At 67.1% G+C, this 13,735-nt stretch carries 10 protein-coding genes; 6 read left to right on the top strand and 4 right to left on the bottom strand.

Annotation, left to right across the window (positions count from 1 at the left end; translation table 11 throughout):
• The first annotated feature begins 2 nt into the window (after nucleotides 1-2).
• The gene (locus tag IB232_RS07295) at nucleotides 3-2,585 is read left to right on the top strand and encodes an alpha/beta fold hydrolase (RefSeq protein WP_192397849.1); all 2,583 of its coding nucleotides are present in this window, start codon (nucleotides 3-5) and stop codon (nucleotides 2,583-2,585) included.
• Nucleotides 2,582-5,113 (top strand): HlyD family secretion protein, encoded by a 2,532-nt coding sequence (locus IB232_RS07290; RefSeq protein WP_192397848.1) that lies wholly within the window; start codon nucleotides 2,582-2,584, stop codon nucleotides 5,111-5,113. Before IB232_RS07295 ends, IB232_RS07290 begins: the two co-directional genes overlap by 4 nt.
• Nucleotides 5,114-5,254: 141 nt before the next feature.
• Here the strand turns inward: IB232_RS07290 and IB232_RS07285 are convergent, their stop codons facing one another.
• Entirely contained in the window at nucleotides 5,255-6,511 is a 1,257-nt protein-coding gene (locus IB232_RS07285; RefSeq protein WP_192397847.1) for an NAD(P)/FAD-dependent oxidoreductase, read from the bottom strand.
• A gap of 137 nt (nucleotides 6,512-6,648) precedes the next feature.
• Here IB232_RS07285 and chrA point away from each other — a divergent pair, with 137 nt between their 5' ends.
• Nucleotides 6,649-8,001 (top strand): chromate efflux transporter, encoded by a 1,353-nt coding sequence (gene chrA / locus IB232_RS07280; RefSeq protein WP_192397846.1) that lies wholly within the window; start codon nucleotides 6,649-6,651, stop codon nucleotides 7,999-8,001.
• Nucleotides 8,002-8,055: 54 nt separating this feature from the next.
• Nucleotides 8,056-9,645: a sensor domain-containing diguanylate cyclase gene (locus IB232_RS07275; protein WP_192397845.1), complete on the top strand. Its 1,590-nt coding sequence runs from the start codon at nucleotides 8,056-8,058 to the stop codon at nucleotides 9,643-9,645.
• Here the strand turns inward: IB232_RS07275 and IB232_RS07270 are convergent.
• Together IB232_RS07270 and IB232_RS07265 are read right to left on the bottom strand one after the other, a co-directional pair.
• Nucleotides 9,642-10,334 carry an aspartate/glutamate racemase family protein gene (locus IB232_RS07270; protein ID WP_192397844.1) on the bottom strand — a complete coding sequence of 231 codons (693 nt, stop codon included), beginning with the start codon at nucleotides 10,332-10,334 and terminating at the stop codon, nucleotides 9,642-9,644. The two genes, IB232_RS07275 and IB232_RS07270, sit on opposite strands and share 4 nt — an antisense overlap.
• Nucleotides 10,335-10,414: 80 nt before the next feature.
• Nucleotides 10,415-10,819, bottom strand: coding sequence for a GFA family protein (locus IB232_RS07265; RefSeq protein WP_192397843.1), 405 nt, complete (start codon nucleotides 10,817-10,819; stop codon nucleotides 10,415-10,417).
• Between the two features lie 83 nt (nucleotides 10,820-10,902).
• Here IB232_RS07265 and IB232_RS07260 point away from each other — a divergent pair, with 83 nt between their 5' ends.
• The gene (locus IB232_RS07260) at nucleotides 10,903-11,817 is read left to right on the top strand and encodes a pseudouridine synthase (protein ID WP_412547711.1); all 915 of its coding nucleotides are present in this window, start codon (nucleotides 10,903-10,905) and stop codon (nucleotides 11,815-11,817) included.
• Here IB232_RS07260 and IB232_RS07255 read toward each other — a convergent pair whose 3' ends face one another.
• A complete protein-coding gene (locus IB232_RS07255; RefSeq protein WP_192397842.1) occupies nucleotides 11,818-12,735 on the bottom strand; it encodes an AraC family transcriptional regulator in 918 nt (305 codons plus the stop codon).
• A gap of 257 nt (nucleotides 12,736-12,992) precedes the next feature.
• Between IB232_RS07255 and IB232_RS07250 the strand changes: the two genes are divergently transcribed.
• Entirely contained in the window at nucleotides 12,993-13,730 is a 738-nt protein-coding gene (locus IB232_RS07250; protein ID WP_192397841.1) for an SDR family oxidoreductase, read from the top strand.
• Nucleotides 13,731-13,735: the final 5 nt, after the last annotated feature.

Genomic DNA, 13,735 nt, shown 5'->3' with positions numbered 1-13,735 from the left:
AGATGGCGATGGCCGAGGTCAACGGAGTCCGGCTGCACTATCAACAGCTGTCCTGTGAACGCACGGAAGGCGAGATCGAGGACGTGGTACTGATCCACGGCCTCGCCGCCAACCTGGCGTTCTGGTACATGCAGATCGGCCATGCCCTGGCCAGGCACTATCGGGTGACCATGTACGACCTGCGCGGACATGGTCGTTCGAGCATGCCGCAGCAGGGTTACACCCCGGCCGCGCAGGCCGAGGACCTGCGTCAGTTGCTCGATCACCTGGGCATCGGCCGGGCGCATTTCATCGCCCACAGTTTCGGCGGCACCATCGCGCTGAACCTGGCGTGCGAGCAATCCCAGCGCTTTCGCAGCCTGACCATCGCCGATACGCACATCGCTGCGATTCGCAACGTGGGTGCCGACTGGCGCTATGCCGACCATATCCAGCGCATCCTGGATGACAACGGCATACCGCTGAACACCCGCGAACCCTATTTTGGTTACCGCCTGCTCAAGGAGGCGGCGACCCTGCAACTGAACCAGCGCGAGTTGCCGGAAGCCCTGCGCGAGCTGATCAATCCGCTGATGGGCAGCTCCGGCAAACGCACCGCCGACCAGTGGGTGAAACTGCTGGAGAGCACAGCCGCCCAGCAAGAGCTGATGGGCGACGACGGCCTTGTGGTGGAGCGCCTGCGCCAGCTGGATTTCCCCCTGCTGGCGATCTACGGCGAACGCTCCCAGGCGGTGACCACCGGCGAGCTGCTGCTCACCGTCTGGCCGCGGGCGGACTTCCGCCTGGTGCGCGGCGCCGGGCACTTCTTCCCGGCCTCGCGGCCGCAGAAGCTGATCCGCTCCTTCGAGTTCTTCCTGCGGCGCGCCAGCAACCAGCGTCAGGGCCGGGCCGACGACGCCGAGGCCAAGCCGTTCTTCCGCAGCGACCGTATCTACAGCCGTGGCGAGCAGTGGTTCTACGCCACCCGCGAGGGCAAGGAGCAGGGTCCGTTCATCGCCTTCGACGATGCCCTCGACCACCTCAATGCCTTCATCGCCGAGGTGCTGGCGCGCAAGCTCCAGGCCGGCTCGATGTTCAACCTGCCGAGCAAGGTGCGAGTGCCGGCCGGGCTCAGCGAGGACGACTTCCACCTGATCGCCCGCAACGGTTTCGGTGACGGGGTCAACGCCTATGCCCACGCCATGGCCTGGTTCAACGACCATCTGTACGTCGGTACCACCCGCGGCAACTTCCCGCTGATGAAGGCGCGCCTGCCGATCAGCATGGATCCCTGGCCGGTGGAGTGCCCGGCCAACCCGTTCGACCTCGACCTGCATGCCGAGATCTGGCGCTACAACCCGCGCAAGGACGAATGGAAACGGGTGTTCAAGGCGCCCACCATCATCGGTAGCGACGGTTCGAAGATTCCCCGCGAGCTGGGCTTCCGCGGCATGTGTGTGTATCCGGGCAGCGCCGGGCGCAAGCCGGGGCTGTTCGTCAGCACCTGGTCGCCGGCCAAGGGCCCGGGTCCGCTGCTGCTGCGCAGCGAGGACGGGCTGAACTTCACACCCACCTGCGAGCCGGGCCTGATGGGCCTGCCGGTAACCACCATCCGCACCATGGTCAGCTTCAAGGGGCGCATGTACACCACGCCGGCCGGTTCGCGCGGTGGCAACCCCAACGTCTCCTCGCACTCTATCGTCTATGAGAGCGCGGCACCGGAGGAGGGCGGCTGGGAGGCGGTCAGCGATTTCGGCTTCGGCGACGAGGGCAACAAGACCATCTTCGAAATGTGCCCGTTCGGCGACCACCTCTATATCGGCACCTTCAATCTCAAGGGTTATCAGGTCTGGCGCAGCACCTGCGAGACCAAGCCCTATCACTGGGAACAGGTGATCGCCGACGGCGCCGGCCGCGGCCCGCTCAACCAGTCGGTGCTGAGCATGTACCCGTTCAAGGGCGCGCTGTATGTCGGCAGTGCCATCCAGGGCGGCGGCATCGACCGGCAGAACGGCGTGGGCCCGGCGCCACCCGAGCTGATCCGCATCCGCCCGGACAACAGCTGGGACCTGCTGGTGGGCGACGCCCGCATGACCGAGCAGGGCTGGAAGGAGCCGCTGTCCGGCTACATGGCCGGCTTCGACAACTTCTTCAACGGCTACTTCTGGCGCATGGCCGAGCACGAGGGCTGGCTGTACCTGTCGACCTTCGACTGGAGCGGCCTGCTCGGCTACGCCCGGCGCGACAGCTGGCCGGAGCCTTTCCTCAACATCGTCAACAGCGTCGGCGAGAAATTCATCTTCGAGCGCCAGTCGGGCTTCGACCTGTACCGCAGCTACGACGGCGAAAACTGGGTGCCGGTGACCACCGACGGCATGGGCAACCCCTACAACATCGGCATGCGCACCATCGTTTCCTCGCCCTACGGCCTGTTCCTCGGCGCCGCCAACCCCTTCGGTCCCAGGGTCTGGCCGCTGGGCGGGGACCGTTATATCGACAATCCGCGCGGCGGCTGCGAAGTGTTCTTCGCCCCGCGCAAACAGATGACCTCGGCCGCACCCAGCGCCGGTATCCGTGACCGGTCCAAAGGAAGCCCCGTGCTATGAACGGCAATATCTCCGCGAAGAAAGAGTCCGATCTCGGCGATGCCCGCAAGATCGCCACGCCGCTGCTGCTGCGCAAGGGGCTGCAAGTGTTCCTGCGCAACGGCCGGCAGGAGCCGCTGTACGTGGTCATCGACCCGTCCAGCCAGCTGCAATGGGAGCTTGAAACGCAGCAGTTCTTCGTCCTGGAAATGCTCCAGGTAGACGAGGAGTTCGTCGCGGTTGCCGCCAGTTACGAGCGGCGTTTCTCGCAGGTGCTCACTCGCGGCCACCTGGACTCGCTGCTGGTCAATCTGATCGACCAGCGCCTGCTCGGCATGGCGGCGGCCGCCCACCCGCTGGTGGCGCAGTACCGCGAGCAATTGCAGGAAGACCTGCAGCGCCTGCTGGAAGAGAAGGTCGCGCGCTTCCGCGACAAGGCCACGCCGCCGGGGCGCCGTGAGGCATCAGCTCCCGCACCGATCAGCGCAGCGCCGATGCAGTCTGCCGCGCCCGCGCCACGCGCCGCGCCCAGTGCCTCCAACGATGGGGCCGATGCCGACCATTTGCAGGCTGGCGTGCGCGGTTCGGCAGGGATGGATGACACTCTGCAGATCCCGGTACTGCACCTGTTCAACCCGCACCGCCTGCTCAAGTCCATGCAAAGCTGGACCGAGCCGCTGAAGTACGGGGTGTTCGTCCTGCCGCTGTTGTTCGGCCTGGCGCTGGGCATCGTCCTCAACAACTTTTCCCAGGCGCACCTGGATGCCACCACCATGCTGTCCGGCATGGGCGCCATCGGCCAGGTGTTCTTCAGCCTGTTCACCGTCAACCTGCTGTGCACCCTGACCCTGGCGCTGACCGCGCAGAAATATCGTGGCACGGTATACAGCCTGTCGATCGCCTTCATGCTCGGCTTCCTTCCGCGCTTCATGCCGCGCATCCGCCATCTGATCGGCCTGAGCCGTCGCGAGCGCCTGTGGCTGCATGGCGGGCCGGTGCTGATGCGCCTGGCGCTGTTCAGCCTCGGCGTATTCACCTGGTATATGACCCGCGCCTCCAACGGCGTGCTGCCGGCCGCTGGCCTGGCCCTGGCGATCACCAGTGCGGCGGCCCTGCTGCTGACCCTCAACCCGCTGTCGAAGAGCAGCGGCTATCACCTGATCGCCGTGCTGGTGGATGAGCCGCACCTGCGCGGCAAGGCATTCAAGGCGCTGTTCGGGCGCATAAAGGGCAACGCCTACCGCGAGGCCAACGACACGGCGCTGATGGCCTACGGCCTGGCCTCGATCCTGTATTCCGTGCTGCTGTTCGTCATTGCCCTGCTGCTGGTGGGCAGCTGGCTCAAGGTCAACTTCGGCGGCACCGGTGTGCTGGCCAGCGTGGTGCTGATCGGCTACCTGAGCGTGCTGACCTACCGCAAGTTCAAGTCGGCCAACGAAATGTACGAGCGCACCGTGCAGTACGAGCGCTGGAAGCGTCGGCGCCTGCCGGAGAACGTCGAGCAGAAGGTCGGCGTGCAGGCGACCAACAAGCTGGCCCGCTACACCGGGCGGGTGTTCGCCCTGTCGCTGCTGATCTGCCTGTTCCTGCCCTATCCCTACGAGCCCGGTGGCTCCTTCGTGATCCTGCCGACCGAGCAGCAGCAGGTGGCCAGCGACATCGGCGGCATCGTCACCGAGGTGCTGGTGGAAGGCGGCGAGCAGGTCAAGGCCGGCCAGGTGCTGGCGCGCCTGGCCACCGGTGACTACGCCGCCCAGGTGAAGATCGCCGAGGCGCGCATTGCCGAGGAGCAGGCCATAGTCGCCGAGCTGAAGGCACGGCCCCGTGCGGAAGAGGTGGAAGTGGCCACGCGCAGCCTGGACATGGCGCGCACCCAGACCCAGTTCAGCCAGTCCAACCATCAGCGCCATGTCACCCTGCTGGCCAAGGGCGGGGTGTCTGCCCAGCAGGCCGACCAGGCCCGTCGCCAGTACGAAGTGGAACTGATGGCGGTCAAGGTGGCCGAGGCCAACCTGGCACTTTCCAAGGCTGGGGCCACCGCGGATTCCGTGGCCGCCGCCGAGGCCCAGGTGCAGCGCTGGCAGAGCGAGCGCGACCTGTACCTGGCGAAGATCGAGCGCTCGCAGCTGCGCGCGCCGATGGACGGCAAGCTGATCACCCTGCTGCTCAAGCAGAAGGTCGGTAAGTTCCAGCCGCCGGGCGAGCCCTTCGCCGTGGTGGAGAAGGCCGACCGGGTGTTCGCCGAGATAGAGGTGCCGGAAACCGAGATCGGCTACGTGCAGCCGGGCGCGGTGCTCAAGGTCAAGCCGCTGGCCTATTCCGACCGGCTGTTCGACGGCACCGTGACGCAGATCGATGCCAACGTGGTGGAGAAGACCGCCGGCAAGTACGTCAAGGTACTCACCATCATCGACAACCCGGCTGGCGAGCTGAAGTCCGGCATGACCGGCTACGCCAAGTCCGCCGGCGAGACCCTGCCGGTTTGGAAGGCCTTTACCCGGGCGATCTTCCGCTTCATCGACGTCGAGCTGTGGTCGTGGATTCCGTGATGGCGGGCGAGGCGCTGCTCTAGTCCCCTCTCCCTCCGGGAGAGGGGACATGCAGACAGCTCGGTCCCCGGATTGCATCCGGACTACGAATAAAAACACCGGCCTCGGCCGGTGTTTTCGTTTGACGGGGCAGGCTGTCGGTCAGGCCGCTGGTGCCGGCAGCAGCTCCTTCAGCGGCCGGCTGTCATCGGCCAGCTGTTCGGCGGTCACGGCGATGCCCTCGGCCACCAGGCGCTTGGCGGCGATGAAGTCCTGCGGGCGGTTGACCGTGTCGGCCGCCAGGACCTTGCCATCCTTGAGATAGAAGGCGCTGAAACTGTCGGTCTGCGGCTCGCCGCGCAGCACCAGGCGTTCGAAGCCTTCGGACAGGCCGACCATCTTCAGCTTCAGCTCGTACTGGTCGGACCAGAACCAGGGCACCGAGGCGTAGGCCTTGAGCTTGCCGGCCATGCCGGCGGCCGCCACGCGCGACTGTTCCAGGGCGTTGGGCACCGACTCCAGACGCAGACGGCGGCCGAGCAGCGGGTTGGGGTGGTTGGTGCAGTCACCGGCGGCGTGGATGTCAGGATCGCTGGTCTGGGCGTACTCGTTGACCAGGATGCCGTTGTCTACCTCGAGCCCGGCCTCGGCGGCCAGTTCGGTGTTGGCGATCAGGCCGATGCCGACCACCACCAGGTCGGTCTCCAGACGGCTGCCGTCGGCGCAGATCACCGCGCTGACCGTCTCGCCAGTCACCTCTAGATCGGCCACCTGCACATTGGTGCGGATATCCACGCCGGCCTCGCGGTGCTTGCGTTCGTAGTAGGCCGACAGCTCGGCGGCAGTGACCCGCTGCAACACTCGAGGCAGGGCTTCCAGAACGGTGACCTGCAGGCCCTGGGCGACGGCCGCGGCCGCCACCTCCAGGCCTATGTAGCCGCCACCGACGATGGCCAGGCGCTTGCCGGCCGCCATCTGGGCACGGATCAGCTCCACGTCGTCGAGGGTGCGCAGGTAGTGGAAGTTGGCGCAGCGCTCGGCGGCCGCGGCATTCGGCACGCTCAGCGGGCGCGGGCGGCCGCCGGTGGCGATGGCCAGCTTGTCGTAGGCCAGCTGCTTGCCGTCGGCCAGTTCCAGGCGCTTGTTGGCGCGGTCGATGCGCAGCACCCGCACGCCGCCGAAGAACTCGACATTGGCCTTGTCGTAGGCCATCTGCGGGCGGATCGATAGGCTGCTCTTCTCCACGCTGCCGGCCAGGTAGGCCTTGGACAGCGGCGGGCGGTGGTAGGGCAGGTGCGCCTCCTCGCCGAGCAGCAGGATGTGGCCCTCCCAGCCCTCGTTGCGCAGGGCGATGGCCAGTTCGCCGCCGGCGTGGCCGGCACCGATGATGATGGCGATGGAGGATGCAGCGTCGGTCATGGCGGGCTCTCGGCACAAGGAAAGTGGTCGCTAGTGTATGCATCCGCACGGTCCAAGTCCCGGCCGAAGATGCCAATCGCCATGCCGTTGTCGCAGTGTCTGTGGCAGCATTGCCCCAGGTATTGGGGGGCAGGGACATGCACACGGAGAAAAAACTGGCTGCACCGCAGCCGCTGAGCTGGCGCGAGGCGCTGCTGTTCTGGCTCAAGCTGGGCTTCATCAGCTTCGGCGGGCCGGCCGGACAGATCGCCATCATGCACCAGGAACTGGTGGAGCGCCGGCGCTGGATCTCCGAGCGGCGTTTCCTGCATGCCCTCAACTACTGCATGTTGCTGCCCGGCCCCGAGGCCCAGCAACTGGCCACCTATATCGGCTGGCTGCAGCACCGCACCTGGGGCGGCATAGTCGCCGGGGGGCTGTTCGTGCTGCCGTCGCTGCTGATCCTGATCCTGCTGTCGTGGCTGTATGTCGCCTTCGGCCACCTGCCGCTGGTGGCGGGCATCTTCTACGGGATCAAGCCGGCGGTGACTGCCATCGTGCTGCAGGCCGCCCACCGCATCGGTTCGCGGGTGCTGAACAACGGCTGGCTATGGGGCATCGCGGGGGCCGCGTTCGTCGCCATCTTCGCCCTCAACCTGGCGTTCCCGCTGATCGTGCTGGCGGCGGCGCTGGTCGGCTATCTGGGCGGGCGCCTGGCGCCGCAGCATTTCGCGGTCGGCGGCGGGCATGGCGCGGCGGCGAAGTCCTACGGTCCGGCGCTGATCGACGAGGACACGCCGCCGCCGGCGCACGCACGCTTTCGCGCCTCGCGCCTGCTGCTCCTGCTGCTGATCGGTGCGCTGCTGTGGCTGCTGCCCATGGGGCTGCTGACCCTGGCGTTCGGCTGGCAGGGCAGCCTGACCCAGATGGGCTGGTTCTTCACCAAGGCCGCGCTGCTTACGTTCGGCGGTGCCTACGCGGTGCTGCCCTATGTCTATCAGGGCGCGGTCGATCACTACGGCTGGTTGAGCCCGACGCAGATGATCGACGGCCTGGCTCTGGGCGAGACCACGCCGGGGCCGCTGATCATGGTGGTGGCCTTCGTCGCTTTCGTCGGTGCCTACGGGCAGCCGGTGTTCGGCACCGATTCGGCCTTCGCCAGCGGTGCTCTGGCGGCCTGCCTGGTCACCTGGTTCACCTTCCTGCCGTCGTTCCTGTTCATTCTCGCCGGCGGCCCGCTGGTGGAGTCGACCCACGGCGAGCTGAAGTTCACCGCTCCGCTGACCGCCATCACCGCGGCGGTGGTCGGGGTGATCGTCAACCTCGCGCTGTTCTTTGCCTACCATGTGTTATGGCCCCAGGGCTTTGCCGGAACCTTCGACTGGCCGGCGGCGTTGATCGCCCTTGGGGCGGCGCTGGCCCTGTTCGTGCTGCGCCGCGGGGTGATCCAGGTGCTGCTGGCCAGCGCCGCCGTGGGCCTGGCGGTGCATCTGTTACGCGGTCTTTATTGACCCGAACCAGGCTTTTCTATATTTGAAACACAGTGGCTGGAGCAGCAGGATTCGATGAGTCAGAACGCAGATACGGATAGCGCGGATCACCGCTGGTGGCAGCGGCCGACCCTGGTGCCGCTGGCCAGGGTGTTCGTGATACTGGTCTGCGTGTCGCTGGTGGCCACCGATGGTTGGCTGATGTGGAACGCCCGCCAGGTACAGCTGCGCGATGCCGAGATCGAAACCTCCAATCTGGCCTCCGCTCTGGCGCGCCAGGCCAGCGATACCCTGAAGAAGGCCGATACCGTGCTGCTCGATCTGGTCGAGCGCCTGCAGGTGGACGGCATGCAGCCGCAGCAGCTGCAGCGCCTGCAGGGCCTGATGCGCCAGCACGTGTACGAGCAGCCTGAGCTGCACGGCCTGTTCGCCTACGACCGCGACGGCAACTGGCTGGTCAACTCCTTCGGCGAGGTGCCGCCGGGCGCCAACAATGCCGACCGCGAGTACTTCCGCTATCACCTCCAGTACCCGGACGACCACGGCGCGCATGTCGGCACGCCGGTGCGCAGCCGCACCACCGGTGACTGGATCATCCCGCTGTCGCGACGGGTGGAGGATGCCCAGGGCAACTTCGCCGGGGTGGCCCTGGCCACCATTTCCATCGACTTCTTCCGCCAGTTCTATGCCACTTTCGATATCCGCGAACACGGCAGCATCAACCTGGTGCTCAACGACGGCACCCTGCTGGTGCGCAACCCCTACCGCGAGGATCTGATCGGCGCCAGCATCGCCGGCGGACAGATCTTCAAGACCCTGCTGCCGCAGAGCCCCACCGGCACCGCGATGTTGCCGTCGGTGATCGATGGCGTGGAGCGCATGTTCAGCTACCGGCAGATCCAGGGTTACCCGCTGGTGGTGATCGCCGCCCTGGCCGAGCAGGACATCCTCGCCGACTGGCGCGCCGACACCTCGCGCCAGCTGGTGGTGGTGATGCTGCTCGCCGCGCTGCTGGCGCTGTTCGGCTTCTACCTGCTGCGCCTGATCAAGCAGGGCCAGAAGACCGAGATCGAGCTGATGGCCACCCGCGACGCCCTGCGTGCCTTCAACCGGCGCCTTGAACAGCAGGCGCTGGAGGACGAACTGACGCGCCTGGCCAACCGCCGCCGTTTCATCCGCGCCCTCAGCGACGAGTTCGCCCGCGCCGCGCGCAGCCAGAAGCCGCTGGCGCTGGTGATGTTCGATGTCGACTACTTCAAGCAGTACAACGATATCTACGGCCATTCCGCCGGCGACGAATGCCTGCGCGCCGTGGCCGAGGTGATCCGTGGTGGGCAGAAGCGCCCGGCGGACCTGGCGGTGCGCTACGGCGGCGAGGAGTTCTGCCTGCTGCTGCCGGAGACCGACGCCCAAGGCGCGCTGCAGGTCGCCGAGCAGGCGCGCGTGGCGCTGGAGGAGCTGGGCATGGCGCACGCCGGCTCGCCCTGGCGCCGGCTGAGCCTGAGCGCGGGCGTGAATGTCTGCCAGCCGACCCCTGACATGGCCGCCGAGAGTGGGCCGGAGCGCCTGATCCAGGGCGCCGACAAGGCGCTGTACGCGGCCAAGGCGGCCGGCCGCGACCGCGTGGTGCTGTACGACGGTACGGTCGAACAGCTGATCGGCTAGCCCAGCGCCTGGTCGGCTGCCGCCCGCGCATGCAGCAGGGTGGTGTCGAACAGCGGCACCGCGGCATCCGCATCCCCCACCAGCAGGCCGATCTCAGTGCAGCCGAGGATCACCGCCTGGGCGCCCTGCGCCACCAGCCGGGCGATCACCTCGCGATAGGCCTGGCGCGATTCCTCGCGCACCGTGCCCATGCACAGCTCCTCGTAGATCACCCGGTGCACCAGCAGGCGGTCGGCCTCGTCCGGCACCAGCACCTGGATGCCGTGCCGGCTCTCCAGGCGCTCTCGGTAGAACGGCTGCTCCATGGTGAAGCGGGTGCCGAGCAGGCCGACCCGCTGCAGGCCGGAAGCGCGGATAGCTTCGGCGGTCGGGTCGGCGATATGCAGCAGCGGAATGCCCACCGCCTGCTCGATGGCATCGGCGACCTTGTGCATGGTGTTGGTACAGAGCACCAGGAACTCCGCTCCGGCCCGTTCCAGGGACACGGCCGCCTCGCCCAGCAGGGCGCCGGCGCGCTGCCAGTCGCCGCTGCGCTGCAGTTGCTCGATCTCATGGAAGTCCAGGCTGTACAGCACCAGCCGCGCCGAATGCAGGCCGCCCAGGCGTGCCTTGATCGCTTCGTTGACGTGGCGGTAGTAGGGCAGGGTGGACTCCCAGCTCATGCCGCCGATCATGCCTATGGTCTTCATCAGGATTCCTCGGGTATCGAACGACTATCCTGCGCTGCCGCGGCGGGCACGGGCAGCTACAGCGGCGCTCTGATCGAGCCCTACAGATGGCGGATCTCGGCGGGTGTCTCCATCCAGTTGTTGTGCAGGCCGTCGGCGTAGTGCACGGGTGCGGCCAGCAGTTCGTCCGGGCTGAGGTCGTCCAGGCTGGCCAGGCTCACGGAGGCGAAGGCGCCGCCGATCTCCGGGATGTTGCCGCGGCTGAACACGCGGATGCCGCAGTGCTTGCAGAACAGGTGGTGGGTGCTGAAGGTGTTGAACTGGTAGCCGCTCAGCGCGTCCTCGCCGCTCTCCAGTTGCAGGGCATCGGGCTTGAGCAGCACGCTCCAGTTGCGTGCCTTGACGCAGAAACTGCAGTTGCACTTGCCGGTGCCGTTGGCCAGGTCGATCTGCGCGCTGAAGCGCACCTGCTTGCAGTGGCAGCTGCCGTGGTAGGTCTTGAGCATGGTGGAGCCTCCCTGTGATGGTCGCCCAACAGCCTAGTCGGCGCAGACGAGTGGGGCGGCGTTTTTCCCCGGTCTGAGGAATAATGCGCAGCCTCGTTGCCAAGCTCCCTGCCATGTCCTCGCGCCCGCTCAACGTTCGCCCCAGCTACCTGCACCTGCCGGCCGGCAACTGGCACACCGTGCTCGACTGCCTGTGCGCGCGCTTCCCGCAGATTTCTCGCGATACCTGGCTGCAACGCATGGCCCGCGGCCTGGTGCTGGACGACCAGGATCGCCCGCTGGGTCCCGAGGCGGCTTACCGCGAGGCGCTGCGGGTGCAGTATTTCCGCGAGATCGAGAACGAGCGGAAGATCCCGTTCCAGGCCCATATCGTCTACCAGGACCAGCACCTGCTGGTGGCGGACAAGCCGCACTTCCTGCCGGTGATGCCGGCCGGCGACTACGCCGAGGAAACCCTGCTCACCCGCCTGGTGCGCGAGACCGGCAATCCGCACCTGGCGCCGCTGCACCGTATCGACCGGCACACCGCCGGGCTGGTGCTGTTCTCCGCCGAGCCCGCCAGCCGCGGCGCCTACCAGGCACTGTTCCGCGAGCGGCGCATCGACAAGCGCTACCAGGCCATCGCCCCGGCGCTGCCGCAGTATGAATTTCCGCTGCGTCGGCACAGCCGTCTGGAAAAGGGCGAGCCGTTCTTCCGCATGTGCGAAGTAGACGGCACGCCGAACAGCGAGACCCTGCTGGAAGTGCTGGAGCGCAACGGCGAGCTGTGGCGCTACCGGCTGTTCCCGGTCACCGGCAAGCAGCACCAGCTGCGCGTGCACATGGCCGCGCTGGGCGCGCCGATCTGCAACGACACCTTCTATCCGCAGCTCAACGATGAGAAGGGCGTGGACGACTTCACCCGCCCGCTCAAGCTGCTGGCCCACAGCCTGGAGTTCGCCGACCCGCTGAGCGGTGAGGCACGGGGCTTCCAGAGCGGTATCAAGCTGGACTGGTAATCAGACCGCGTTGCGCAACCGAGCCAGATCGCGCACCGGCGGCTGGCCGAACAGGCGGCTGTATTCGCGGCTGAACTGCGACGGGCTCTCGTAGCCGACCCGGTAGCCGGCGCTCGACACATCCAGGTTCTCGCACAGCATCAGGCGCCGCGCTTCCTGCAGGCGCAGCTGCTTCTGGTACTGCAGCGGGCTCATGGCGGTCAGCGCCTTGAAGCGGTGGTGCAGGGTGGAGGTGCTGAGGTTGGCCACCTTGGCCAGTTCTTCGATGCGCAGCGGCTCGCCATAGTGCTGGTTGAGCCATTCGATGGCGCGGTTGACCCGATGCGCCTGGCTGTCCGCCGTGGCGATATCTCGCAGCAACTGGCCCTGGGGGCTGTGCAGCAGGCGGTAGAGAATCTCGCGCTGCACCAGCGGGGCGAGCATGGCGATGTCGCGCGGGTTGTCGAGCAGGCGCACCAGACGCAGCACGGCGTCCAGCAGCGGGGCGTCGAGGCGGTCGACATGCAGGCCGCGTCCGCTGCCCTGGTTGGGCACGCCGATGGGCCCGGCGCTGGCGATCAGGCTGGCCAGCTCGGCCGGGTCGATATCCAGGCGCAGGCTCAGGTACGGCTGCTCCACCGCAGCCACCGTGACTTCGCCGGTGACCGGCAGGGTCACCGAGGCCACCAGGTAATGCAGCGGATCGTAGCAATATACCTCGCCCTCCAGGCGCACCACCTTCTGCCCCTGGGCCATGATGCACAGGGCCGGGCGGTACAGGGTGTGGACGATGGGCGACGGCTCGGTAGCGCGGTACAGCGCCAGGCCGGGGATCGCCGTCTCGACTATGCCTTCGCCGGCACAGTATTGGGCAATCAGCCCGGCCAGCTCGCAGCGCTGACCTTCCAGGTTCTGTTCGGCATTCTCGACGTTGGGCATGGCGCGGGTCTCCTCGGTTGCCGCAAGCATACGCGCAGCGTGTGACGGTTCGGCTGCTATCGGCAGGATCAGGCAAGAGCACGGCAGTTTTGTGCAAACCGACTTGTCATAGTCTGCTAAGCGTAGTGCTTGTTCGTGGATGGTTTGCAGGATCAGGCAAGTCGTCAGCAGTTTCCGGCTAACGTCCCGCGCATCCTGACGCGCAATCTCTGCCTCGTCCCGGCGCCACTTCCGCGCCGCTTGCCGAGGAACAGCTCATGTCGCAGATCGCAGAGAAAGTCATCGTCATCACCGGTTCCAGCAGTGGCATCGGCGAAGCAACCGCCCGCCTGCTGGCCAGCCAGGGCGCCCGCGTCGTACTCGGCGCCCGCCGCAGCGAGCGCCTGGAGGCGCTGGCCGCGGATATCCGCAACCAGGGCGGCACGGCCGAGTACCGCACCACCGATGTGGTCCGCGAGGAAGAGGTGCAGGCGCTGGTCGACCTGGCCTTGGAGCGCTTCGGCCGGGTCGATGTGCTGGTCAACAACGCCGGCGTGATGCCGCTGTCGCCCCTGGCAGCGCTGAAGGTCGGCGAGTGGAACCGGATGATCGACGTCAATATCCGCGGCGTGCTGCACGGCATCGCCGCCGTGCTGCCCAGCATGCAGCAGCGCCGCGCCGGGCAGATCATCAACGTCGCCTCCATCGGCGCCTACAAGCCGATCGTCACCGGCGCCGTGTACTGCGCGACCAAGGCGGCGGTGGTGTCGCTGTCCGAGGCGCTGCGCCAGGAAGTGGGCGCCGATATCCGCGTCACCGTGGTATCGCCCGGCGTCACCGAGTCGGACCTGGCCGAGACCATCTCCGACGGCGCCACCCTGGAGATGATCCGCGAGTTCCGCCGCGACGCGATTCCGGCCAGTGCCATCGCCGAAGCCATCGCCTATGCCATCGGCCAGCCGGCTGCGGTGGATGTCAGCGAGCTGGTGATCCGTCCCACCTCCAGCGCCTATTGAGAGGG

The sequence above is a fragment of the Pseudomonas sp. PDM15 genome, from assembly GCF_014851565.1.
GTDB lineage: Bacteria > Pseudomonadota > Gammaproteobacteria > Pseudomonadales > Pseudomonadaceae > Aquipseudomonas.
This window is presented reverse-complemented; position numbering and strand designations above follow the sequence as displayed.

What these genes read in the sequence shown, in the direction of transcription:
- IB232_RS07275 (WP_192397845.1), top strand. Translation starts at nt 8,056, where the DNA reads ATGAGTCAGAACGCAGATACGGATAGCGCGGATCACCGCTGGTGGCAG.
- IB232_RS07290 (WP_192397848.1), top strand. Translation starts at nt 2,582, where the DNA reads ATGAACGGCAATATCTCCGCGAAGAAAGAGTCCGATCTCGGCGATGCC.
- IB232_RS07250 (WP_192397841.1), top strand. Translation starts at nt 12,993, where the DNA reads ATGTCGCAGATCGCAGAGAAAGTCATCGTCATCACCGGTTCCAGCAGT.
- IB232_RS07255 (WP_192397842.1), bottom strand. Translation starts at nt 12,735, where the DNA reads ATGCCCAACGTCGAGAATGCCGAACAGAACCTGGAAGGTCAGCGCTGC.
- IB232_RS07295 (WP_192397849.1), top strand. Translation starts at nt 3, where the DNA reads ATGGCGATGGCCGAGGTCAACGGAGTCCGGCTGCACTATCAACAGCTG.
- IB232_RS07285 (WP_192397847.1), bottom strand. Translation starts at nt 6,511, where the DNA reads ATGACCGACGCTGCATCCTCCATCGCCATCATCATCGGTGCCGGCCAC.
- chrA (WP_192397846.1), top strand. Translation starts at nt 6,649, where the DNA reads ATGCACACGGAGAAAAAACTGGCTGCACCGCAGCCGCTGAGCTGGCGC.
- IB232_RS07270 (WP_192397844.1), bottom strand. Translation starts at nt 10,334, where the DNA reads ATGAAGACCATAGGCATGATCGGCGGCATGAGCTGGGAGTCCACCCTG.
- IB232_RS07265 (WP_192397843.1), bottom strand. Translation starts at nt 10,819, where the DNA reads ATGCTCAAGACCTACCACGGCAGCTGCCACTGCAAGCAGGTGCGCTTC.
- IB232_RS07260 (WP_412547711.1), top strand. Translation starts at nt 10,903, where the DNA reads ATGCGCAGCCTCGTTGCCAAGCTCCCTGCCATGTCCTCGCGCCCGCTC.